The following is a 24,159-nucleotide window of genomic DNA, read 5'->3' on the forward strand; positions in this document are numbered from 1 at the left end:
CTCGATGCTTTTACAAGGCATAGCGTTTTATGTTCTGGCCACCGTGGCCGTGGCGTCGGCCCTGCTGGTCGTGACCGCGCGCAATCCGGTGCACAGCGTGCTGTGGCTGATTCTGGCCTTCTTCTCTTCGGCCGGCCTGTTCGTGCTGCTGGGGGCCGAGTTTCTGGCGATGCTGCTGGTCGTCGTCTACGTCGGTGCTGTGGCGGTGTTGTTCCTGTTCGTCGTGATGATGCTGGACGTCGATTTCGTGCGGCTGCGCGAAGGCTATGCCCGCTATCTGCCGCTGGCCGCGATCGTGGCCGGGGTGCTGCTGGCCGAGATGATCATGATCGCCATCGTCACCGTGACCCGCGGCGCGGCGGCCGATGCGACCGCCCCGACGGCGGCGACCCCCGACCTGTCGAATGTCGAGGCCATCGGCCGGGTGCTCTACACCGACTATGTCTATTTCTTCCAGGCTGCCGGGATCGTGCTGCTGATCGCGATGATCGGGGCCATCGTCCTGACGCTGAGGCACAAGCCGGGCGTGCGCCGACAGGACATTCACAGCCAGGTCGGGCGCAAACGTAAAACCGCCATGGAGGTCAAGAGCGTCGTCACCGGCGCGGGCGTGACCCCCGAGGAGCTTCTGTGATGGACGTGACGCTGCAGCACTATCTGGCGGTCGCCGCCATGCTGTTCACCATCGGGGTGTTCGGCATCTTCGTGAACCGCAAGAACGTCATCATCATCCTGATGTCGGTCGAGCTGATCCTGCTGGCCGTGAATATCAATTTCGTCGCCTTCTCGGCCTATCTGAACGACATCTCCGGGCAGATCATGGCCATGTTCGTGCTGACCGTCGCTGCGGCCGAGGCCGCCGTCGGCCTGGCCATTCTGGTGACCTTCTTCCGTAACCGCGGCGACATCGCCGTGGACGACGCCTCCGTGATGAAGGGTTGAGCCGACCGTGACCCTTCCGCTTCTCGTCACCCTCGGCGTCTTCGCCCCGCTGTTGGGCGCAGCCATCACCGGATTCTTCGGCCGCCGCCTCGGCGACCTTGTGTCCCAGACCGTGACCACCGGCCTGCTGTTCTTCTCGTGCGTCGTGGCCTGGATGGTGTTCTCGGCCCACACCTGGGGCGGGCTTGAGGCCTTCACGCTGGAGCTGTTCCCCTTCATCAACGTCGGGGATTTCCAGTCGGTCTGGTCGATCCGCATCGATGCGCTGTCCGCCGTCATGCTGGTGGTGGTGACCTCGGTCTCCTCGCTCGTGCACCTGTATTCCTGGGGCTATATGGCCGAGGACCCCGACAAGCCGCGGTTCTTCGCCTATCTGTCGCTGTTCACCTTCGCCATGCTGGCGCTGGTCACCGCCGCCGACTTCATGCAGCTGTTCTTCGGGTGGGAAGGGGTGGGTCTGGCCTCGTATCTGCTGATCGGATTCTGGTACAAGAAGGCCACCGCCAGCGCCGCCGCCATCAAGGCCTTCGTGGTCAACCGCGTCGGTGATTTCGGCTTCGCCCTGGGCATCATCACCGTGTTCTGGATGTTCGGCACGATCCAGTTCGCCGAGCTGTTCCCGATGATCGCCGGAAAGGCCGGAACGGGCTGGGAATTCCTCGGCCACACCTGGTCGGCGCTCGACCTGGCGGGAATCCTGCTGTTCATCGGGGCCATGGGCAAGTCGGCCCAGTTCTTCCTGCACACCTGGCTGCCCGACGCGATGGAAGGCCCGACCCCGGTCTCGGCCCTGATCCACGCCGCGACCATGGTCACCGCCGGCGTCTATATGGTCTGCCTGCTGTCGCCGATCTACGAATACGCGCCGGTCGCCTCGATGGTCGTCGCCCTGACCGGTGCGGTCACGGCCCTGTTCGCTGCCACCGTCGGTCTGGCCCAGAACGACATCAAGCGGGTCATCGCCTATTCGACCTGTTCGCAGCTGGGCTACATGTTCTTCGCCGCCGGGGTCGGGGCCTATCAGGCCGCGATGTTCCACCTGTTCACCCACGCCTTCTTCAAGGCCTTGCTGTTCCTCGGGGCCGGCTCGGTGATCCACGGCATGCATCACGAGCAGGACATGCGGAAGATGGGCGGGCTGATGAAGCTGCTGCCGGTCACCTATGGCGTGATGACCATCGGCACCATTGCCATCACCGGCCTGGGCATCCCCGGCGTGGGTGGTTTCGCCGGCTTCTACTCCAAGGATTCGATCATCGAGAGCGCCTATGCCGCGGCCGCCTCTGGCCACAGCGCGGTCGGTCTGTTTGCCTTCTTCATCGGTGTGCTGGCCGCTGGTCTGACCGCCTATTATTCCTGGCGTCTGATCTTCATGACCTTCCACAACAGGCCGGTGTGGAAGGACGCGGACGCGGCCCATGGTCACGACGCCCACGCGCAAGACGACCATGGCCATCACGGACCGCTGAAGCCGCACGAGAGCCCGTGGATCATGCTGGTGCCGCTGGTGCTGCTGTCGATCGGCGCGATCGCGGCCGGCTTTGTGTTCGCGCCCTATTTCGTCGGCGAAGGCCAGGTCGAATTCTGGCGCGGCGCGGTCTTCAACAGCGCGACCAATCACGTGATCCACGAAAGCCACAGCGTGCCGACCTGGGTGGTTCTGGCTCCGCTGGTCTTCACCCTGCTGGGGACGCTGATCGCGTTCTGGGTCTATGTGGTCAAGGAAGGCATGGCGCGGCGCATGGCCGACCGTGGCGGCGTGGTGCACGCCTTCCTCTACAACAAATGGTATTTCGACGAACTGTACGACTTCGTCTTCGTCAAGGGAGCCCGGGCGCTGGGCGACCTGTTCTGGAAGATCGGGGATGTGAAGCTGATCGACGGGCTGGGCCCGAACGGGGCCGCATGGGCCTCACTGAAATCCGCCGGACGACTGTCGAAGATCCAGTCCGGCTATGTCTATCACTATGCGTTCGTGATGCTGCTCGGCGTGGCCGGTTTCCTCGCCTTCGCCATCTATGCGTGGGGAGCCTGAGCCCAAGTGCCCGCTGAAATTCCTCACATTCTGAGCCTCGTCACCTTCCTGCCGCTGGTGGGAGCCGCGCTGATCCTTCTGGCTCGTCTCGCCGGCAAGGGCGGGGCCGATTCCGCCGCGCGCTGGATCGCCCTCGGAACGACGATCGCGACCCTGGCGGTCTCGGTCGTACTGGTTATGCAGTTCGACGCGTCGAGCCCGGCCTATCAGTTCATCGAACGCTACGTCTGGTTCGCGGGGGCCCAGTATCACATGGGGGTCGACGGTATCTCGATCCTGTTCGTGCTGCTGACCGCCTTCCTGATGCCGCTGTGCATCATCGCCAGCTGGAAGACGATCACCGACCGCGTGGTCGACTATATGATCGCCTTCCTGGTGCTGGAGACGCTGGTGATCGGCGTGTTCACGGCGCTGGACCTGTTCCTGTTCTACATCTTCTTCGAAGGCACCCTGGTGCCGATGTTCATCATCATCGGGGTGTGGGGCGGGGCGAACCGCATCTATGCGGCCTACAAATTCTTCCTCTACACGCTGCTCGGATCTGTCCTGATGCTGCTGGCCATGCTGTGGATGGCCAATACGGCCGGGACCACCAGCATTCCCGAGCTCAAGCAGTTCGCCTTCAGCCCGGCGGCGCAGCCATTGTTGTGGCTGGCCTTCTTCGCCTCGTTCGCGGTCAAGATGCCGATGTGGCCGGTCCATACATGGTTGCCGGATGCCCACGTCCAGGCCCCGACGGCGGGTTCGGTCATTCTGGCCGGCATCCTGCTGAAGCTGGGGGGGTACGGCTTCATCCTGTTCAATGTGCCGATGTTCCCGCTGGCCTCGCAGATGTTCGCGCCGCTGGTGTTCGCCCTGTCGGCGGTGGCCATCGTCTACACCTCGCTGGTCGCCTTCCGGCAGACCGACATCAAGAAGCTGATCGCCTATTCGTCGGTGGCCCACATGGGCTTCGTGACCATGGGCATCTTCGCCGGCAATGATCAGGGCATGCAGGGGGCGGTGTTCCAGATGCTGAGCCACGGCCTGATCTCGGCCGCGCTCTTCCTGTGTGTCGGCGTCGTCTATGACCGGATGCACACGCGCGAAATCGCCTTCTACGGCGGCCTGACCAGCAAGATGCCGTGGTTCGCCGCGGTGTTCCTGATGTTCACCATGGCCAATGTCGGCCTGCCCGGTACCTCGGGCTTCATCGGCGAGATCCTGACCCTGACCGGCGTCTATCAGGCCTCGACCTGGATCGCCTTCATCGCCACCTCCGGCGTGATCCTTTCCGCCGTCTACGCCCTGACCCTGTATCGCAATGTCATGTTCGGCGAGATCACCAATCCGGCGCTGAAAGCCATCACCGACATCGACCGGCGCGAACTGCTGATCTTTGTGCCGCTGATCGTCGGTACCATCTGGCTGGGCGTCCATCCGGGTGCCGTGCTCGACTACACCGCCGCCTCGGTCGAGGCCCTGACGACCACCTATCACGCCGCGATCGGCGGGTGAGACCCTGATGCCTGATCTGATCCCTGCTCTCCAAATGGCCGCCCCGGAGCTGACGCTGACCATCGGCGGGCTCGTCCTGCTGCTGCTCGGAGCGTTCGCCGGCGAGAAATCCATCCGCCTCGTGTCGACCCTGTCGGTCGGCCTGCTGGTCGCGGCCTCGGCCGTGGCGGCGACCGGGCCTCTGGGTCAGGCCTTCAACGGGGCCTATGTCGCCGATCCGCTGGCGGTCTACGCCAAGGTCGTCATCTATCTGTCGAGCGCGGTGGCCATCATCCTCGGCACCGGCTGGATGGAACGGACGCGCATCGCGCGCTTCGAATATCCGGTCCTGATCGTGCTGGCCTCGGTCGGCATGAGCATGATGGTGTCCTCGGGCGACCTGATCTCGCTCTATGTCGGCATCGAGCTGCATTCGCTGGCCCTGTATGTGCTGGCCGCCTTCCATCGCGACGACCTGAAGGCGTCCGAGGCGGGGCTGAAGTATTTCGTGCTCGGGGCGCTGTCCTCGGGCCTGCTGCTGTACGGGGCCAGTCTGGTCTACGGTTTCACCGGCTCGATGCGGTTCGAGGACATCGCCGTGGTCGCCGCCTCGGGCGAGGCCGGCACCGGTCTGATCTTCGGTCTGGTCTTCCTGATCTGCGGCCTGGCCTTCAAGGTCTCGGCTGCGCCGTTCCACATGTGGACGCCGGACGTCTATGAGGGCGCACCGACCCCGGCCGTGGCCCTGTTCGCCACCGCGCCGAAGATGGCTGCCATGGTGCTGATCGCCCGGGCCCTGTCGGAAGGGTTCGGCGGGGCGCACGACCAGTGGGCCCAGGTGATCATCCTGATCTCGCTGATCAGTTTCGCCGTCGGGGCCTTCGGCGGTCTGGCCCAGAGGGATTTCCAGCGTCTGCTGGCCTATTCCTCGATCGCCAACATCGGTTACGCCCTGCTGGCCATCGCCGCCGGCACCCAGGCGGGACAGCAGGCCATGCTGATGTTCATGACCCTGTACGTCATCGACCAGCTGGGTTTCTTTGCCATTCTGCTGAGCCTGTCGAAGGGCGGCAAGCCGATCCGCCGCATCGCCGATCTGGCCGGCCTGAAGCGCGACCGGCCGTTGACGGCCATCGCCCTGACGGTGCTGTCGCTGTCGGTGCTGGGCATGCCGCCGTTCTCGGGCTTCTGGGCCAAATACTATGTGTTCAGCGCGGCCGCCGGGGCCGGCTACTGGATGGCCGCTGCCGCCGGTCTGGTCGCCTCGGTCGTGGCCGCCTTCTACTATCTGCGCATCATCAAGCTGATGTGGTTCGACGCGCCGCTGGACGAGACCCCGACCGACAAGGCCCCGGTCGAGGCCCAATGGATCGGCTGGGCCGCTGCGGCCTTTTCCTTCCCGCTGGTGATCATCGGCCTGACCTGGCTGGAGCCGCTGACCCGCGCCGCCGCCTCGGGCTTCGGAGCCGGGTAGGGCGGTGACGCCCGTCCCCGTCCGCCTGCTCGAGGAAACCGACTCCACCAATGCCGAGGCGCGTCGCCGGGCCGAGGCCGGGGAGAGCGGTCCCGTGTGGATCGTGGCGCGCCGCCAGACCGCCGGTCGCGGACGTCGCGGTCGTGAATGGATCGACCAGTCGGGCAATCTGTCGGCCACCCTGTTGACCACGATGCGCAAGTCGCCGGCCGAGGCGGCGCAGCTGACCTTCGTCGCCGCCCTGGCCGTGGCCGATCTGGTCGACAGCTATGCGCCGCCGTCGCTGGTCAGCATCAAATGGCCCAATGACGTGCTGCTGGCGGGACAGAAGGTGTCCGGCGTGCTGATCGAGTCCGGGGGCCACGCCAACGGCACCCTGTGGCTGGCGGTCGGGATCGGGGTCAATCTGTGCCGGGCTCCGTCCGGTCTCGAGCGGCCGGCCACGGCCATCGTGGACCATCTGCGCGGCGACGTGATCGTCACGCCGATGATCGAGGTCGCAGCAAGGCGGCTGGCCGAGGCCTTCGCTGTCTGGCTCGACCGCTGGGAGACGCTGGGCTTTCAGCCGGTTCTCGACGCCTGGGTCGCCCGGGCCCCGGGTCTGAACGGCCCGGCCGTGGCGCGACTGGGCCATGAGACGGTCACAGGAGAGGCCGAAGGTGTGGCTCCCGATGGAGCGCTGAAGCTGAGACTGGCCGACGGCAGTCTGCGTCTGATCTCGGCCGGTGATGTGTTTTTCGGGGAGACCGTCTGATGTTGCTGGCGATCGAACAGGGCAATACCAACACATTGTTCGCCGTCCATGACGGCACGGACTGGATCGCCCAGTGGCGTACGGCCACCGCGGCCAGTCGCACCGCCGACGAATACGCCGTCTGGCTGACCCAGCTGTTGTCGATGCGCGGGCTGAAGCTGTCGGCGCTGGACGGCTGCATCATCTCGAGCGTGGTGCCGCAGTCGATCTTCAATCTGCGCAATCTGGCCCGACGCTATCTGTCGGTCGAACCGCTGGTCATCGGCGAGAATGTCGACCCGGGTATTCCGGTGCGGATCACCAAGCCCAGCGAGGCGGGAGCGGATCGACTGGTCAATGCGCTGGGGGCGCATCTGGTCTATCCCGGCGACCTGATCGTCATCGACAGCGGCACGGCCACCACCTTCGATGTGGTCGCCGCCGACGGGGCCTTCGAGGGCGGGTTAATCGCCCCCGGAATCAATCTCTCGCTCCAGGCCCTGCATGAGGCGGCGGCCATGTTGCCGCGCATCGCCATCCAGCGGCCGGAACGTGTTATCGGCAAGGATACGGTCTCCAACATGCAGTCCGGCGTCTTCTGGGGCTATGTCGCCCTGATCGAAGGCCTGGTCACGCGCATCAAGGCGGAATGGGGAAAACCCATGACCGTCATCGGAACCGGCGGGGTCGCCTCGTTGTTCGAGGGGGCTACAGACAGCATCGACCGGTTCGATCCGGACCTGACCATACGCGGCCTACTCGAAATCTGGCGTCGCAATACCCATCTGACGGACACATGAAAAAACAAACCAACGACGAACTCGTTTTCCTGCCGCTGGGCGGGTCCAACGAGATCGGAATGAATCTGAATCTCTACGGCTACGGACCGGAGTCGAACCGTCAGTGGATGGTCGTCGACGTCGGCGTGACCTTCGGCGACCTGTCGACGCCCGGCGTCGATGTGATCGTACCTGATCCAGCCTTCCTCGAGGGCGAGAAGATCCTCGGCATCGTGCTGACCCACGCCCATGAGGACCATATCGGGGCCCTGGGCTGGCTGTGGGCCAGGATGAAGGCTCCGCTGTATGCGACGCCGTTCACCGCCTATCTGATCCGCGACAAGCTGCGCGAGGCGGGCATTCTGGATCAGGTCAAGCTGATCGAGGTGCCGCTGGGTGGCAGTGTCGACCTGGGTCCGTTCCAGGTGACCATGGTCACCATGACCCATTCGATCGCCGAGCCGAACGGTCTGGCGATCAAGACGCCGCTGGGCACGGTGTTCCACACCGGCGACTGGAAGATCGATGACGAGCCGGTCGTCGGCGAAGTCACCGACGGCGGCGCGATCTCGGCGCTCGGTGACGAGGGCGTGCTGGCCATGGTCTGTGACTCGACCAATGTCTTCGTCGACGGCGTGGCGGGTTCCGAGGGCGGGGTCGCCCGGGCCATGACCAAGCTGATCAGCGGGCTCAAGGGCCGGATCGCGGTGGGTTGTTTCGCGTCCAACGTCGCGCGCATGGACAGTGTCATCCGTGCCGCCGAGGCCTCGGGGCGCCGCGTGTCGCTGGCGGGCCGGTCGATGCATCGCATCACCGCCGCGGCCAAACACGTCGGCATGCTCAGCGACATCAAGCCGTTCCTGACCGACGAGGAAGCCCGCGTCTGGCCGGAGGACGAGATCCTGTATCTGTGCACCGGCAGCCAGGGCGAAAGTCGTGCGGCCCTGTCGCGCGTGGCCGAGGGCACCCATCCGGTGATCCGGCTGGGGCGTGGGGATCACTGCATCTTCTCGTCGCGCGTCATCCCCGGCAATGAGCTGTCGATCGGGCGGCTGCAGGACAAGCTCGCCGACAAGGGCGTGCGTCTCTACACCGAGAAGGATCACCCCGGCATCCACGTCTCGGGCCACCCGTGCCGCGACGAGCTGAAGCAGATGTACGCCTGGGCCCGGCCGCAGATTTCGGTGCCGACCCACGGCATGCGCCGCCACCTGATGGAGCACGCCAACCTGGCCCGCGATCTGGGTATCCAGGAGCAGGTGACGCCGCGCAACGGCGACATGGTGCGGCTGGCTCCCGGGCCCGCGTCAATCATTGACGAGGTGCCGTCCGGCCGTCTGTACGTCGACGGCGGCATGCTGGTGACCGAACAGGGCGAGGCCCTGCGCGAACGTCGCCACGCCTCGACCAACGGCATTCTGGTGGTGTCGTTCGCCCTCGATGGCCGCGGCAAGATCGTCAGCGACATCGACATGCGGGCCATCGGCCTGCCCAGTGGTGACGAACGTCCTCTGGGAGACGCCCTCGACGGACTGGCCGAACGGGTCGAACAGGTGGTCAACGGTCTCAAGCCGCAGGCCCGCGACGATGACGACGCTGTCGAACAGGCTGTGGCCCGCGTATTGAAAAAGGCCAGCCAGCAGATCTGGGATCGTCGACCGATCGTCGAGACCATCGTGCTGCGCCTGTAGGAGAGGGCAGATGACCGACCGGCTGTTCCTGATCAATCCGGGTTGGCACGACGACCAGGGTGGGCCGTGGTTCTGTCCGGCCGGGTCGGTCGTCGAGGGGGTGCTGGGCTTCTATCCGGCCCTGCGCGATCAACTCGAGATCCGGTATCTGGACCATCCACGTCCGCGTCCGCCGGTCATCGATCTGGTCGGCGAGGCGCATCAGAGCTGTCCGTTGCTGGTGCTGGACGGTGCGTTCGACTGGCCGGGGGCCGTGACCAGCGAGACCACGGGCCAGCGCTTCCTGCAGGATGAGGCCATCCTGCCCTATCTGGCCGCGCGCTACGGCGTCGGTCTGCCCCATCCGTGAGGAGGCCGTCGTGATCGGCAAATTGAATCATGTCGGGGTCGCCACCCCCTCGATCGAGACGAGCGTCGCCCTGTATCGCGACCTGCTGGGCGTCACCGCCATCGGCACACCGTTCGACCTGCCGGCCCAGGGGGTGAAGGTCTGTTTCGTCGACCTGCCCAATGCCCAGATCGAACTGATCGAACCGCTGGGTGAGGACTCGCCGATCCACGGCTTTCTGGCCCGGAATCCGAAGGGCGGCCAGCATCACGTCTGTTTCGAGGTCGAGGATATCATCGCCGCCCGCGACTCCCTGCGGGCAAAGGGGGCGACCATCCTGGGCACCGGTGAACCGCGGATCGGGGCGCACGGCACACCGATCATCTTTGTCCATCCAAAGGATATGGGTGGTATGCTGGTCGAGCTGATGGAACCTGTGAAGGAAACACACTGATGCCCATAGGCCCGGTGACCATGTTGGCGATCTTTCTGGTGGTGTGGTGGGTGGTGCTGTTCGCTATCCTGCCGCTGGGGACCTCGCGCGAAGTCCATACGCCGCCGACCGACGGAGCCCAGTGGGGCGCGCCGGACACGCCGAATCTGAAGCGAAAATTCCTGACCACGACCTGGGTTTCGCTGCTCGTCTGGGCCGTGATCATCGGGCTGGTCTGGGTCGGCTGGATGCCGTTGCCCGATCTTGCGCCGCCGGCCGGGTGAAGCGCGCCTAGCTTTTGCCCTGCGGACCCGGCTAAAGCACAAGGCAACTGACCCATTGCCGGATTATTGCCCATGCGCCTGTCGCGCTATTTTCTGCCCACGCTCAAAGATACGCCGTCCGAGGCGCAGATCATCTCGCACCAGCTGATGCTGCGGGCCGGTCTGGTGCGGCAGGAGGCGGCGGGCATCTATGCCTGGTTGCCGCTGGGCCTGCGGGTGCTGAAGAAGATCGAACAGATCGTGCGCGAGGAACAGGAGCGGGCCGGGGCGGTCGAGCTGCTGATGCCGACGCTGCAGCTGGCCGATCTGTGGCGCGAGAGCGGGCGCTATGACGCCTACGGCCCGGAGATGCTGCGCATCACCGACCGGCACGAGCGCGAACTGCTGTACGGCCCCACCAATGAGGAGATGGTCACCGACATCTTCCGGGCCTACGTCAAATCCTACAAGTCGCTGCCGCTGAACCTGTTTCACATCCAGTGGAAATTCCGCGACGAGCGCCGGCCGCGCTTCGGCGTGATGCGCGGCCGTGAGTTCCTGATGAAGGACGCCTATTCCTTCGACATCGACGAGGCCGCGTCGCGCAAGGCCTACAACCGCATGTTCGTGGCCTATCTGAACACCTTCGCCCGGCTGGGTCTGCAGGCGGTGCCGATGCGCGCCGACACCGGTCCGATCGGCGGCGACCTGAGCCACGAGTTTATCGTTCTGGCAGAGACCGGTGAAAGCCAGGTCTTTTGCGACCGCAAACTGGTCGAGATGCCGGTGCCCGGGACCGACGTCGACTGGGACGACCTGCAGGCCGCGGTCGACCAGCGCACGGCCCTGTATGCGGCGACCGAGGAAATGCACGACGCGGCCCGGTTCGAGAGCGAGACGCCGGAAGAGGATCGCCTGACGGCGCGCGGCATCGAGGTGGGCCACATCTTCTATTTCGGCACCAAATATTCGGCCCCGATGAAGGCCTCGGTGCAGGGGCCGGACGGCGTCGACCGGCCGGTGCACATGGGCAGCTACGGCGTCGGTGTCTCGCGTCTGATGGGGGCCATCATCGAGGCCAGCCACGACGCCGCGGGCATCATCTGGCCCGACGCCGTGGCCCCGTTCGACGTGATGGTGATCAATCTGCGCGTCAGCGACGCTGCGGTATCCGCCGCCTGCGAGGAGGCCGTGGCCCAGCTCGAGGCTGCCGGTCGTGACGTATTGTACGACGACACCGACGAACGCCCGGGCGGCAAATTCGCCACCGCCGACCTGATCGGCATACCGTGGCAGCTGACCATCGGACCCAAGGGTGTGGCCGAGGGCATGGTCGAGCTGAAGCGCCGTGACACCGGCGAGAAGATAACCCTGCCGCTGTCGCGAGCGATGGAGCTGATCGGCTGATGACGGATACGATCCCGGCCGCGCGGCCATCGAAACCCGCCGGGGCCTTCTCTTCATGGGAGATCGGGCTGGCGCTCCGCTATCTGCGCGCCCGGCGCAAGGAGGGCGGGATCGCCCTGATCGCCATCATCAGTTTCGTCGCCATCAGCCTGGCGGTCATGGCGCTGATCATCGTCATGAGCATCATGGCCGGGTTCCGCAGCGAACTGCTGAGCCGGATGCTGTCGTTCAACGGCCATATGTATGTTCAGGGTCAGGTGCTGGCCTCACCGGATCGGGACGCCGCCGTGGCGCGGCTGAAGGCCCAGCCGGGCGTGGTCAGCGTGACGCCGTTGATCGAGTCGCAGAGTCTGCTGCGTGCGGCGGGTCAGACCACCGGAGCCATGGTGCGCGGTGTGCGGGCCGGGGACCTCGGGTCCATGGCCTATGTGTTCCAGAGCCTGACCCCGGAGGCCCGGGCCAGTTTTGGTCAGGGCGACTGGGGCGGCGACAAGGTGCTGATCGGCAAGTCGCTGGCGGAATCGCTGGGCATCGGCGTCGGCGATCCGGTGACCCTGTATTCACCTGACGGCGCCGGTTCGGCCTTCGGCAATCTGGGCGGTCTCGAGAAGACCTATACGGTCGGGGGCGTGTTCAGTTCGGGCACCGCCGATTTCGACCGGCTGTTCGTGTTCATGCCGCTGGAACAGGCACAGCTGTTCTTCGGCAAGGAAGGCCTCTGGGACGTGATCGAGATGAAGGTCGACGAGCCCGACAATGTCGCAAACTACCTCGAGCCTGTGCGGCAGGCGGCCGGGCCCGGCGCGATCGTCACTGACTGGCGTGACCGTCTGGCCGCCTTCTGGGGCGCGCTGAAGGTCGAGCGCGTGGCGATGAGCATCATTCTGGGGCTGGTGGTCGCCATCGCCGCCCTGAACATCATTTCCGGCATCGTCATGCTGGTGAAGAACAAGACGCGTGACATCGCCATCCTGCGCACGGTCGGGGCCAGTCAGGCCTCGATGCTGCGGGTCTTCTTCGTGGCCGGGGCCGCTATCGGCATCGCCGGGACCGCGACCGGCCTGTTTTTCGGTCTGGTCTTCTGTCTGAACATCGGCGCGATCCAGCATTTCCTCGAAGCCCTGCTGGGTGTGCAGCTGTTCAACCAGGAGGTCTATATGCTGGACGCCATCCCGGCGCTGGTCGATCCGGTCGACGTCTTCTGGGTCGCGATCTGGTCCCTGTTCATGTCCTGTGTCGCCTCGCTGTTGCCGTCCTGGCAGGCGGCCAAGCTCGACCCCGTGGAGGCCCTGCGTTTTGAATAGTCCGCGCAAGAAGACCGCGGTCGCGCCGGCCGTGGCCGGGACCCCCGTGCTGTCGATCCGCGACATGACCCGCACCTATGACACCGCCGGCGGCGGCCTGACCGTGCTGAAGGGGGTCAATGTCGATGTCATGCCGGGCGAGATCGTCGGCCTGATCGGGCCGTCGGGCTCGGGCAAGTCCAGCCTGCTGCACGCGGCGGGTCTGCTGGAGCGGCCGACCGGTGGCCATATCCTGATCGACGGCGAGGACGTCGGTGGTCTGGACGAACGGGCCCGGACGCGGCTGCGCCTGTCGCGCATCGGCTTCGTCTATCAATTCCACCATCTGCTGGCCGAGTTCGACGCCCGCGACAACGTCGCCCTGCCGATGCGGATCGCCGGCTATTCGCTGTCGGAGGCGCGACGTCTGGCTGAAAATGCCCTCGGGGACCTGGGTCTGGCCGAACGCATCACGCATCAGCCGGGCCAGATGTCGGGCGGTGAACAGCAACGCGTGGCCCTGGCCCGGGCCCTGGCCAACCGGCCGCGCCTGCTGCTGGCCGACGAACCGACCGGCAATCTCGACCCGACCACCAGCCAGGCGGTGTTCGAGGCGCTGCGGGTGATGGTGCGCGAGACCGGGGTCGCGGCCCTGATCGCCACCCACAACATGGAGCTGGCCGGCCATATGGACCGGGTCTTCGCCCTGAAGGACGGCCATCTTGAAGAGCGCCCGGCCGAGAGCCACGCCTATTAAGCCGCCGCACGCCGGGGTGTCCCGGCAGCAGGACCTGACATGACCGAGGCGATCGAGAGTCAGCTGGAGGCGGGGCGACAGGCCCGGGCCGACGGCCGGATGATGGACGCCCGCAACGCCTTTGCCAGGGCCACGGCCCTGAGCCGTGAGTCGGGCGCGCCTTCGCTGCAGGTCCTGGGCCTGCGCCATCTGGCCGAGATCGATCTGGGCGCGCGCCGACCCGAGGCCGCCCTGGCCCATGCCGACCAGGCCGCCGCCCTGTACCGGGCCCATGGCGACAGCGACCCGCTGGATCTGGCCATGGTGCTGAAACTGGCGGCGCTGGCGCTGGATGAGTTGCGCCGCAGTCCCGAGGCCGCCGACCGCTGGAACGCGGCGCGCGACCTGTATCAGGCAGCCGGGGATGCCCAAGCCGCCGCTGAGTGCGATGGCCAGCCCGAGGGCCGGGGGCAATAGGCACCCGTCAGGCGCGTTACCCCCGGTCCGGGCTGGAAATTCGGGGTGCCAACCCTGCCACCCTGCCAACACAGAAACGTCTCTGGAATCCGACCTTTACGGAACTGTCGCCGGTCGGATTCCTGAAAACCCTGCCAGATTATCGGAAATTGACCCGCCAAAACGCCGCTGATGTCGCCACGTCCGTCGTTCAATTGTCAAAGACCGACACGAGGTCAGTCGACCCCCGTCGCCCTGACATGGGACCGGCGGGAGCCGAAACAAGACCACAAGCGGAATAAATTCCTAAGACGGTGCCGGAGTCCCATCCGATGGCTGGCCGTCGGTGCGGCTGGAGCCTGGGCGCGCCTATTTCTTGCCGGGCGGGGTGGTGAAGGGCGAGGCCCCGGCGGCGACGGCCGGCTTGGGCTTCTCCGCCTTGGGTTTGCGGGTTTCCTTGTTGCTGCGCACTTGACCCTTGGCCATGACCGCTCTCCAGACGCCGCCCGCCGGAACGGCGGGGGAGGGACGTCAGTCGCCAGGATACAGCATTCGCGGGACCGGGGGCGGACATTCCGATGGCACTTGGGTGGATCTGGAATGGCAAGGCGTGGAGCCCGCCGGCGCACCTGAACTATCGGATCGGAGTGGGGTAAGATATGGTGGTCGACGCCATCGTCGACACACCACATATTGTGCCAATGACCCAGTTCGAACTACCATTTGAAGGGCCGTTTTCGGTCAGCGACGTGCCAGCCCTTTGGACGCCGCGGGAGATTTGGGTGCGCTTAACCGCCCATATGATGCAGCACTTCGCGGAAAGCCGGCGCATCGATTACAAGGGCGGAAGCCGTATCGATTTCAGTGATATGGCGAAGTATCTTAGCGCTTTTTCGAATACCCCGGACGGCGGAGTTCTTCTGTTTGGTGCGGATAGTAACGGCGCGCCCACCGGATGTTCCACCCTGTCCTCCGACCAGCAAAATCGTATTGAGTCGTGCCACACTTCGTTGTGCCCAGAAGCTCGACCGCAGTTCCGTCGAATCGAGGTCACCGTCGACGATAGGCGCGACTTCTGCATCGCAGTGTACATCCCGTACATTGGCCGACTGGTCGAGACGAACAAACAAGAAGCATGGATCCGGTACGGTGACTCGATCCACAAAATGAGCGACGAGGAGAAACAAGACTTTCGTTCGACGCGGCAGGAGCTGACATTCGAACTAGGCTCGGCACCCTATCTCTACCCCGATGAGTTCGACGCTTCGCTCATTCAAGATTTCTGTGATGGTTTCCGCAATCGTGAGCGCCGCGAGGATTGGGGGAACGAGGAAATCCTCAAGGACCGCTTCTTACTGGCGGAGGTCGACGGCAAGGTTGTCCCGACCAACGCGCTTGTGCTTCTTGCGGCAAAACAACCACGAAAAAGTATTCCTGGATGCAGGGTCAGGGTCCAGCGTTTCGCCAACGAGACCGAGGGCACAGGCAACGAGTATGCGCCCCTTCGTGATAGGTTTTTCGAGGGCAATGTCGTCGCTGTAATCAAGGCTGCCGCCCAAGAACTTGATGAGCTGGTCTATGACGTGACTTGGCTGAACAAGGACGGAAAGTTCGAAACGACGCCAGAGTATCCCCGCTGGGCTTGGTTCGAAGCCTTGGTCAACGCCTGTGTGCACCGATCCTATAGCTTTTCCGGAACCGAGATTACGGTGAAGCTCTTTGCAAATCGCATGGAAATTGAGAGCCCCGGCGGCTTCGTTCCTCCGGTGAACGAGCGGAACTTGTACCAGACTCGTGCTGCCAGAAATCACCACTTTATGGATGCGATGCGGTACCTCGGCTACGTCCAGATGGCACGAGAGGGAACACGCCGGATCAAAGAGAGCATGGAGAAATACAGCTTGCCGGAGCCGCAGTTCCGACAGGAGGCGCTGCATGGAGTAGTTGTTCGAGTCACGCTCTTCAATGATCATATAACTAGGAAGCGGGCCTCAGACCGTGATGTTGCGCTGTTTTTCGGCGTGGAGGTCTGGAAGACTCTTCAAGAGCACGAGATCGCTCTGGTGGCTCACGCCTACAGAAACCGCAGCATCCACGTTTCTGATGCGTCCCGCATTACGGGCCGGACGTGGGCGACCTCCAAAAAAGACTTAGAGCGATTGGTCCGTAAGGGCGTCCTGGAATTTGTGACGGGCAAATACGCTCGCGACTACAAGTCTCACTATGTCTTGAAGGAAAAGCCGGATGCTGGGGCGACCCAGCCCCCAGCCTGATAGGTTCCCCGACCTACCCCTTGCATCAGCGTCTGAGGAGAACGAAGCCGTGTACGAGAACAGGGTGCTTAAGGCGGCGATTACGCCGGAACCCGACTATGGCAAGTCCTCCTAAAGTGACGGCCTTCGCCCTGATCTATGTCGTAGGCGTCGTTGTGGTGTTTGTAGTCCACCTCATCATTGTGCCCAGTCGAGACTTTGCGTTGATCAATTACGCGTTCTGGACGGCTGCAGGCTGGCCGATATTCGCGCTGGGTTTGGCTCTAGGATTTGTCCTCTCGCGATTGATGCCGGACAAAACACCGTAGTTTGTCAAATGCGGATATGCCGTGGCTTGACGGGAACAAAACAGCAACATAGAACATACCCGGAACAAGCTAGATGGGGATAAGGTCATGGCGCGTTGGGTTCGGGATATGCTGTCGCTTGCATCATGCGGCGGCTTTGTCTGGATGGTCTGGCATGCGGCGCTGCTGGTCGCCTGAGCGCCGGATCGCCGGTTCCTGCACAGGCGGGGGCCGGAATTCGCCACGAAGGCGCGGGTGACGGCCAGAATCCCTGCATAGTCGGTGGCGGTCGCGTTTGCGGCCAAGCCATGGTGTCCCCGTCGTCGCGGGGATGAGCGGAGTTTGATTTGGCCGACCCGGTATCCCCCGAAGCTCCGCTGAGCGCCGACGGTTTCGTGCATCTGCGCGTGCGGTCGGCCTATTCGCTGCTGGAAGGCGCGATCAAGGCGGGCAAGGTCGGGCGGATGGCGGCCGATAACGGCATGCCGGCGGTGGCCGTGGCCGACCGGGCCAATCTGTTCGGGGCGCTGGAATTCAGTCAGGCGGCGCGTGACGCCGGGGTGCAGCCGCTAATCGCCTGCGCCCTGCCGGTGCTGGGTCTCGGCGGCAAGATCGCCGACCGCTGGGCCAAGACCCCGACCGTGGTGCTGATCTGCCAGAACGAACAGGGCTGGCTGAACCTGTGCGCCCTGTCGTCGGCGGCGTTTCTCGAGTCGGCTGAACTGCCCGAGCCGGGCGTGCCCTGGACGATGGTGGTGGAGAAGGCCGAGGGACTGCTGCTGCTGTCCGGCGGACCGGACGGACCGGTCGACCCGTTGTTCGTGCAGGGCAAGGCGGCCGAGGCCGGGGCGGCCCTGGCCGAGATGCAGGCGGTCTTCGGTGACCGTTTCTATGTCGAGCTGCAGCGCCACGGCCTGCCCAGCGAGGGCGCGGCGGAACGCGGGCTGGTCGACTGGGCCTATGGGGTCGATGTGCCGCTGGTGGCGACCAATGACGTCCACTATGCCCGGGCCGCCCAGGCCAAGTCGCACGACGCCCTGCTGTGTATCGCCGACGGGGCCTTCACCGGTCAGGAGGATCGCCGCCGCATCACCGGCGAACACTGGTTCAAGACGGCCGAGGCGATGCGGACCCTGTTCGCCGACCTGCCCGAGGCCTGTGACAACACCATCGACATCGCCCGTCGCTGTGCCTTCATGGTCCAGACGCGGGCCCCGATCCTGCCCAGTTTCGACACCGGTGACGGCCGTTCCGAGGCCGACGAACTGGCCTGGCAGGCGCGTGAGGGACTGAAGGCGCGGCTGAAGACCGTGACCCCGGCCTTCCCGGAAGAGGACTACTGGACCCGGCTGGAGTGGGAGGTGTCCATCATCCAGCAGATGGGCTTCCCCGGCTATTTCCTGATCGTGTCAGACTTCATCAAATGGGCCAAGTCGCACGGCATTCCGGTGGGGCCGGGGCGGGGCTCCGGGGCCGGGTCGCTGGTCGCCTGGGTGCTGACCATCACCGATCTGGACCCGCTGCGGTTCGGCCTGCTGTTCGAGCGCTTCCTCAATCCCGAGCGGGTCTCCATGCCCGACTTCGACATCGACTTCTGCCAGGAGCGGCGCGAGGAGGTGATCGACTACGTCCAGCAGCGCTATGGCCGTGACCGGGTGGCCCAGATCATCACCTTCGGTACCCTGCAGGCGCGGGCGGTGCTGCGTGACACTGGCCGGGTGCTGCAGATGCCGCTGGGCCAGGTCGACCGTCTGGCCAAGATGATCCCGGCCAATCCGGCCAATCCGGTGACCCTGGCCCAGGCCATCGCGCTGGAGCCGCGCCTGCGCGAGGCGCGCGACGACGACAAGGCCGTGGCCACCCTGCTGGAGACGGCGCTGGAGCTGGAGGGGCTGTACCGCAATGCCTCGACCCACGCCGCCGGCATTGTCATCGGCGACCGGCCGCTGGTCGAGCTGACGCCGCTGTACCAGGACCCGCGCTCGGACATCCCGGCCACCCAGTTCAACATGAAATGGGTCGAGGCCGCCGGGCTGGTGAAATTCGACTTCCTCGGTCTGAAGACGCTGACGGTGCTGGACCGGGCGTCGGGCTATCTGAAGCGGCGCGGGGCCGATCAGGACTTCAACCTGCTGCCGCTGGACGACGCCCGCACCTATGAGCTGATGGCCTCGGGGCAGACGGTCGGGGTGTTCCAGCTGGAATCGCAGGGCATGCGCGACACCCTGCGCAAGATGCGCTGTGGCGCGATCGAGGAGATCACCGCCCTGATCTCGCTCTACCGGCCCGGGCCGATGGAGAACATCGACGTCTATATCGACCGCAAATTCGGCCGCGCCGAGGTCGACACCCTGCACCCGTCACTGGCCGGCGTGCTGAAGGAGACCTACGGCGTCATCATCTACCAGGAACAGGTGATGCAGATCGCCCAGATCCTGGCCGGCTACAGCCTCGGCGAGGCCGACCTGCTGCGCCGGGCCATGGGCAAGAAGAAAAAGGAGGAGATGGACTTCCAGAAGGCCCGCTTCCTCAAGGGCGCGGCCGAGAAGGACGTCCCCGAGGCCCAGGCCGACTTCATCTTCGAACTGGTGGCCAAATTCGCCGGCTACGGCTTCAACAAGTCGCACGCCGCCGCCTATGCGATGATCAGCTATCAAACCGGCTGGTTGAAGGCGAACCACCCGGTCGAATTCTTCGCCGCCTCGATGAGCCTGGACCTGTCGAACACCGACAAGCTGGCGGTGTTCTATCAGGACGCGCGCAAATTCGAGGTGCCGGTGCGGGCTCCTGACGTCAACGCCTCCTCGGCCGATTTCGACGTGGCCTACGAGGACGGTACCGGCGCGGTTCTCTATGCGCTGGGGGCCATTCGCAATGTCGGGCTCGAGGCCATGCGCCATGTGGTCGAGGAGCGCGAGACGGGCGGGCGGTTCGCCGATATCTTTGACTTCCTGGAGCGGGTCGATCCGCGCGCGGTCAACAAGCGGGCGCTGGAGGGACTGGCCAAGGCCGGGGCCTTCGACAGTATCCACCCCAACCGCGGCCAGCTGTTCGAACAGGCCGATGTGCTGATGGCCTATTGCCAGAGCGTGGCGGCCGAGCGGGCCTCGGCCCAGGTCAATCTGTTCGGCGGTGACCAGGTCGGGGCCGGGCGGCCGCGGCTGAAGACCCGTGAGCCGTGGGTCGGTCCCGAGAAACTGGATCACGAATTGTCGGCGGTCGGCTTCTATCTGTCCGGCCACCCGCTGGAGGACATGACCCCGGCGCTGAAGCGCAAGCGGGTCACCTTCGTGGCCGAGGCGGCGCAGCTGGCCGAGAGCGGCCATGAGGCCTTCATGATGGCCGGGGTCGTGCGTCGCCGTCAGGAACGGGCCAGCCAGCGCTCGGGTGAGAAATTCGCCTTCGTCACCTTTTCGGACCCGACCGGCGAATTCGAATGTCTGTTCCCGCCGGAGCAGTTGCGGCGCTGTCGCGAGGTGCTGGAGGTCGGGGCCTCGGTGCTGGTGCGGGTGCGGGCCAAGAGCGCCGACGGCGAAGTGCGCTTCTTCGGCGACGACGCGTCACGGCTCGACACCCTGCTGGACGACACCAGTATCGGCCTGCGCATCCATGTCTCGGCCCGGGGCGCGGACCCGGTGGCGCTGAAGGCGCGGCTGGACCGGGCCAGGGCGTCCGGGAAGGGGGGCGAGGTTTCGCTGGTCGCCTCGCTGGAGGGGCGGCGTGAGGTCGAGCTCAAGCTGCCCGGTCGCTACCGGCTCGACGGGGCCCTGCGCGGGGCGCTGAAGTCGGCCCCGGGCGTGTTGATGCTGGAAGACGCCTGACGCTGACCCGGTTCCAGCCTTGGGTCCTTGCCTTTCGGGCCGATCCCGACTAGAAGCCGCGGCACTTCTCACGCAGGCGTGGTGGGGTTCGGGGAGACATCCCGTTCCGTGCCGTTCCGAGGAGCCATCCGGCTCTTTCACCGCCTGCGCAAGGTTGATCGGAAAAAGGACTTCCAAACATGGCTCTGCCAGAATTCTCCATGCGTACCCTGCTCGAAGCCGGCGCGCACTTCGGCCACCAGACGCACCGGTGGAACCCGAAGATGGAGCGCTACATCTTCGGATCGCGCTCGAACATCCACATCATCGATCTGTCGCAGTCGATGCCGCTGATGCACCAGGCGCTGGTCGCCGTGCGTGAAGTCGCGGCCAAGGGCGGTCGCGTCCTGTTCGTCGGCACCAAGCGCCAGGCCGCCGGCCCGGTCGCCGAGGCCGCAACCCGCTGCGCCCAATACTATATGAACAACCGCTGGCTCGGCGGCACCCTGACCAACTGGCGCACCGTGTCGGGCTCGATCGCCCGCCTGCGCGAGCTGGACGGCCTGCTGGAGTCGGGCGGCGAAGGCCGGGTCAAGAAGGAACTGCTGAACCTCGAGCGCGAGCGCGACAAGCTCGAGCTGAGCCTCGGCGGCATCAAGGACATGGGCTCCGTGCCGGATATCATGTTCGTGATCGACACCAACAAGGAGGCGATCGCCATCCTTGAGGCCCGCAAGCTGAACATCCCGATCATTGCCATCCTCGACACCAACTCCGATCCGGACGGCATCACCTATCCGATCCCGGGCAACGATGACGCCGCGCGCGCCATCCAGACCTATTGCGACCTGATCGCCGACGCCGTCCTCGACGGTCTGGCCGCCGGTGCCTCGCAGCAGGGCGTGGATCTGGGTGCGTCGGAAGCGCCGGTCGAGCCGATGCTGGCCGAGGCTGCCGCCCCGGTCGCCGCTGACGCCGCTCCGGCCGGTACGGAAGCCGTGGCTGAGGAAATGATCGCTGCTGCGGAAGCTCCGGCTGCCGAAAAGCCTGCGACTGAAAAACCTGCTGCCAAGAAGCCTGCGGCCGAGAAGCCGGCGGCTGAAAAGCCTGCTGCTGAAAAAGCTGCGGCCGAAAAACCCGCCAAGGCCAAAACCAAGGCCAAGGTGGACGCTGAGGCGACCGAAGCTCCGGCCGCCGCCGAGACGACTGAAGAGCCGGCCAAGGCCGAGGACGCGAAGGCCTAAACAGCCCCGCATTCTACCGCCGGCAAAATGACTATGCGGCCGGGCCTCAACGGGTCCGGCCGTTCCCGCATACAAATACTCAGGAGCCCAAAATGGCCGAGATCACCGCCGCCCTCGTCATGGAACTTCGCGCCAAGTCCGGCGTCGGCATGATGGATTGCAAGAAGGCCCTTCTCGAGAACGACGGCGACATTTCCGCCTCGATCGACTGGCTGCGTGCCAAGGGTCTGTCCAAGGCCGCCAAGAAGGCCGACCGCGTCGCCGCCGAGGGCCTGGTGGCCGTGGCCTCCAAGGAGGTCGGAGCCGGTGAAGTCGGTGCCGCCATCGAGTTCAACTCGGAAACCGATTTCGTCGCCCGCAACGACCTGTTCCAGAACGCGGCCAAGAAATTCGCCCAGCTGGGCCTTGAGCACGCCACGCTGGAAGGCCTGCACGGTGCCGAGCTGGAAGCCGGCAAGTCGGTCCAGGATGAAGTGACCAGCATGATCGCCACCATCGGCGAGAACATGCAGCTGCGCCGCGCCGCCCGCCTGTCGGTCGACGAGGGTGTGGTCGCGTCCTACGTCCACAATGCCGTGACCCCGGGTCTGGGCCGCATCGGCGTGCTGGTCGCGCTGCACGGCGGTGGCGACAAGGACAAGCTGCGTGAACTGGGTCGCAAGATCGCCATGCACGTCGCCGCCACCGCGCCGCTGTCACTGAACACCGACGACCTGGACCCGGCCGCGATCGAGAAGGAACGCGCTGTCCTGACCGAAAAGGCCAAGGAAGAGGGCAAGCCCGAAGCCATGATCGACAAGATCGTCTCGGGTCAGATCGCCAAATTCCAGAAGGACGTGGTGCTGTCCAAGCAGCCGTTCGTGATGAACCCGGACGTGACCATCGAGCAGCTGGTCGCTGACGCCGGCAAGGAACTGGGCGCGCCCGGCCTGCACCTGGCCGGCTTCGTCCGCCTGGCCCTGGGTGAGGGCGTGGAAAAGGTCGAAGGACCCGATTTTGCGTCCGAAGTGGCCTCGATGACCGGTGGTCAGGCCTAAATCAGACCAAAAGACGTGACTATCCGGGCGCGTTCGGCTTTGAAGGCCGGCGCGCCCTTCGTCTATGATGCGTCGAATCCCTGAACGCCCAGCCCGCTGAAAGTTCCGCCATGCCCGCAGCCAGCTCTCCGCCGAAATACAAGAAGGTGCTGCTGAAGGTGTCCGGCGAGGTGCTGATGGGCGAGCAGGGCTATGGTATCGACATGAATACGGTCGATCTGGTGGCCCAGTCGATTGCCAAGGCGGTCAAGGACGGGACCCAGATCGCGCTCGTCATCGGCGGCGGTAATATCTTCCGGGGCCTGTCGACGGCAGCCAAGGGCATGGAGCGCGCCAGCGCCGACTATATGGGCATGCTGGCGACGGTGATGAACGCCCTGGCCATGCAGAACGCGCTGGAAAAGATCGGCGTCGACACCCGGGTGCAGAGCGCCATCCCGATGGCAGCCATTGCCGAGCCCTACATCCGTCGCCGCGCAGTACGGCACCTCGAGAAGGGGCGGGTGGTGATCTTCGCCGCGGGCACCGGCAACCCCTATTTCACCACCGATACCGCCGCCGCCCTGCGGGCCGCGGAAATGGGCTGCGACGCCCTGCTGAAAGGCACCAGCGTCGACGGCGTCTATTCGGCGGATCCCAAGAAGGACAAGTCGGCGACCCGCTATGACCGCCTGACCTATCAGGACGTGCTGTCGCAGAACCTGCGGGTCATGGACGCCGCCGCCATCGCCCTGATGCGCGAAAGCGGTATCCCGATCGTGGTGTTTTCGATCCGCACCGAAGGGTCGCTTCACAAGACACTGAACGGCAAGGGCGTCTTCACCGTTATCAGCGACGACAAAACCGCCGCCTGACCGGCTGGCTCACGACATTCCGGAGAAACCACCATGGCTCAACCCGACCTCAAGACCTACCGCGACCGTATGGAGAAGGCCGTCGTGGCCCTGAAGGAAGAGTTTGCGGGCCTGCGCACCGGCCGCGCCAACGTCGGCCTGCTGGATCCGGTGCAGGTGCAGGCCTACGGCTCGACCTCGCCGCTGAACGCCGTGGCAGCGATCAGCGTGCCCGAGCCGCGCATGATTTCGGTCAATGTCTGGGACAAGACCATGGTGGCAGCGGTCGAGAAGGCCATCCGGTCGGCCAGCCTGGGCCTGAACCCGATCGTGGACGGCCAGACCCTGCGCATTCCGGTGCCGCCCCTGACCGAGGAGCGCCGCAAGGAACTGGCGAAACTGGCCGGGAAATATTCCGAACAGCAGAAGATTTCCGTGCGCAATGTGCGACGCGATGCCAACGATGACCTCAAGAAGGCCGAAAAGGCCGGTGAGATCAGCCAGGACGATCAGAAAAGACTGGAAACAGAGGTCCAGAAGGACACGGACGCCGCCATCAAGCGGATCGATGAAGCCTTGAGGGTCAAGGAAGTCGAGATCATGCAGGTCTGACGGCGCACGACAGATTGGAACAATCATCCGCCATGAC

At 65.0% G+C, this 24,159-nt stretch carries 21 protein-coding genes and 1 pseudogene; 21 read left to right on the plus strand and 1 reads right to left on the minus strand.

The window, feature by feature from the left end; all coding sequences use genetic code 11:
- Nucleotides 1-4: 4 nt before the first annotated feature.
- The 15 genes from AAC050_RS07580 to AAC050_RS07650 all read left to right on the plus strand — a co-directional run bounded on the left by AAC050_RS07580 (nt 5) and on the right by AAC050_RS07650 (nt 14,057).
- The gene (locus AAC050_RS07580; RefSeq protein ID WP_339914468.1) at nt 5-634 is read left to right on the plus strand and encodes an NADH-quinone oxidoreductase subunit J; all 630 of its coding nucleotides are present in this window, start codon (nt 5-7) and stop codon (nt 632-634) included.
- Nucleotides 634-942 (plus strand): NADH-quinone oxidoreductase subunit NuoK, encoded by a 309-nt coding sequence (nuoK, locus tag AAC050_RS07585; protein ID WP_339914469.1) that lies wholly within the window; start codon nt 634-636, stop codon nt 940-942. Before AAC050_RS07580 ends, nuoK begins: the two co-directional genes overlap by 1 nt.
- A gap of 7 nt (nt 943-949) precedes the next feature.
- Entirely contained in the window at nt 950-2,977 is a 2,028-nt protein-coding gene (gene nuoL, locus AAC050_RS07590) for an NADH-quinone oxidoreductase subunit L (RefSeq protein WP_339914470.1), read from the plus strand.
- Nucleotides 2,978-2,995: 18 nt separating this feature from the next.
- On the plus strand, nt 2,996-4,474 hold the full coding sequence (locus AAC050_RS07595) for an NADH-quinone oxidoreductase subunit M (protein ID WP_339914566.1): 1,479 nt from the start codon (nt 2,996-2,998) through the stop codon (nt 4,472-4,474).
- Between the two features lie 7 nt (nt 4,475-4,481).
- Nucleotides 4,482-5,927, plus strand: coding sequence for an NADH-quinone oxidoreductase subunit NuoN (gene nuoN, locus AAC050_RS07600; protein ID WP_339914471.1), 1,446 nt, complete (start codon nt 4,482-4,484; stop codon nt 5,925-5,927).
- 4 nt (nt 5,928-5,931) lie between these two features.
- Nucleotides 5,932-6,681 carry a biotin--[acetyl-CoA-carboxylase] ligase gene (locus AAC050_RS07605; protein WP_339914472.1) on the plus strand — a complete coding sequence of 250 codons (750 nt, stop codon included), beginning with the start codon at nt 5,932-5,934 and terminating at the stop codon, nt 6,679-6,681.
- Nucleotides 6,678-7,460, plus strand: coding sequence for a type III pantothenate kinase (locus AAC050_RS07610; RefSeq protein ID WP_339914567.1), 783 nt, complete (start codon nt 6,678-6,680; stop codon nt 7,458-7,460). Before AAC050_RS07605 ends, AAC050_RS07610 begins: the two co-directional genes overlap by 4 nt.
- Nucleotides 7,457-9,130, plus strand: a complete 1,674-nt coding sequence (locus AAC050_RS07615; protein WP_339914473.1) for a ribonuclease J — start codon at nt 7,457-7,459, stop codon at nt 9,128-9,130. Before AAC050_RS07610 ends, AAC050_RS07615 begins: the two co-directional genes overlap by 4 nt.
- A gap of 10 nt (nt 9,131-9,140) precedes the next feature.
- Nucleotides 9,141-9,479: a DUF3088 family protein gene (locus tag AAC050_RS07620; protein ID WP_339914474.1), complete on the plus strand. Its 339-nt coding sequence runs from the start codon at nt 9,141-9,143 to the stop codon at nt 9,477-9,479.
- 10 nt (nt 9,480-9,489) lie between these two features.
- Nucleotides 9,490-9,912 (plus strand): methylmalonyl-CoA epimerase, encoded by a 423-nt coding sequence (gene mce / locus AAC050_RS07625; protein ID WP_339914475.1) that lies wholly within the window; start codon nt 9,490-9,492, stop codon nt 9,910-9,912.
- On the plus strand, nt 9,912-10,175 hold the full coding sequence (locus AAC050_RS07630; protein WP_339914476.1) for a DUF1467 family protein: 264 nt from the start codon (nt 9,912-9,914) through the stop codon (nt 10,173-10,175). The genes mce and AAC050_RS07630 overlap by 1 nt, the downstream gene beginning before the upstream one ends.
- A 72-nt stretch (nt 10,176-10,247) precedes the next feature.
- Nucleotides 10,248-11,561 (plus strand): proline--tRNA ligase, encoded by a 1,314-nt coding sequence (gene proS, locus AAC050_RS07635; protein ID WP_339914477.1) that lies wholly within the window; start codon nt 10,248-10,250, stop codon nt 11,559-11,561.
- Complete coding sequence (locus AAC050_RS07640; protein ID WP_339914478.1) at nt 11,561-12,865, plus strand: lipoprotein-releasing ABC transporter permease subunit; 1,305 nt, start codon at nt 11,561-11,563, stop codon at nt 12,863-12,865. The genes proS and AAC050_RS07640 overlap by 1 nt, the downstream gene beginning before the upstream one ends.
- 64 nt (nt 12,866-12,929) lie before the next feature.
- Nucleotides 12,930-13,601, plus strand: coding sequence for an ABC transporter ATP-binding protein (locus AAC050_RS07645; RefSeq protein ID WP_339914568.1), 672 nt, complete (start codon nt 12,930-12,932; stop codon nt 13,599-13,601).
- A gap of 39 nt (nt 13,602-13,640) precedes the next feature.
- Nucleotides 13,641-14,057, plus strand: coding sequence for a hypothetical protein (locus tag AAC050_RS07650; RefSeq protein WP_339914479.1), 417 nt, complete (start codon nt 13,641-13,643; stop codon nt 14,055-14,057).
- Nucleotides 14,058-14,405: 348 nt separating this feature from the next.
- Here AAC050_RS07650 and AAC050_RS07655 read toward each other — a convergent pair whose 3' ends face one another.
- Nucleotides 14,406-14,522 (minus strand): hypothetical protein, encoded by a 117-nt coding sequence (locus AAC050_RS07655; RefSeq protein ID WP_339872765.1) that lies wholly within the window; start codon nt 14,520-14,522, stop codon nt 14,406-14,408.
- Between the two features lie 173 nt (nt 14,523-14,695).
- Between AAC050_RS07655 and AAC050_RS07660 the strand changes: the two genes are divergently transcribed.
- From AAC050_RS07660 to frr, 6 genes and pseudogenes are all read left to right on the plus strand, one after another.
- Nucleotides 14,696-16,309, plus strand: a complete 1,614-nt coding sequence (locus AAC050_RS07660; protein ID WP_339914480.1) for an ATP-binding protein — start codon at nt 14,696-14,698, stop codon at nt 16,307-16,309.
- A gap of 664 nt (nt 16,310-16,973) precedes the next feature.
- Nucleotides 16,974-20,417, plus strand: coding sequence for a DNA polymerase III subunit alpha (gene dnaE / locus AAC050_RS07665; protein ID WP_339914569.1), 3,444 nt, complete (start codon nt 16,974-16,976; stop codon nt 20,415-20,417).
- Between the two features lie 179 nt (nt 20,418-20,596).
- A pseudogene (gene rpsB, locus AAC050_RS07670) lies at nt 20,597-21,379 on the plus strand (30S ribosomal protein S2); the annotation flags it as partial.
- 353 nt (nt 21,380-21,732) lie between these two features.
- Nucleotides 21,733-22,677 (plus strand): translation elongation factor Ts, encoded by a 945-nt coding sequence (gene tsf / locus AAC050_RS07675; protein WP_339914481.1) that lies wholly within the window; start codon nt 21,733-21,735, stop codon nt 22,675-22,677.
- Between the two features lie 110 nt (nt 22,678-22,787).
- Entirely contained in the window at nt 22,788-23,531 is a 744-nt protein-coding gene (gene pyrH, locus AAC050_RS07680; protein ID WP_339914482.1) for a UMP kinase, read from the plus strand.
- A gap of 33 nt (nt 23,532-23,564) precedes the next feature.
- Complete coding sequence (gene frr / locus AAC050_RS07685) at nt 23,565-24,122, plus strand: ribosome recycling factor (RefSeq protein ID WP_339914483.1); 558 nt, start codon at nt 23,565-23,567, stop codon at nt 24,120-24,122.
- The last annotated feature ends 37 nt before the right edge of the window (nt 24,123-24,159 follow it).

Origin of the sequence: uncultured Brevundimonas sp. (assembly GCF_963974615.1) — a bacterium.
GTDB lineage: Bacteria > Pseudomonadota > Alphaproteobacteria > Caulobacterales > Caulobacteraceae > Brevundimonas.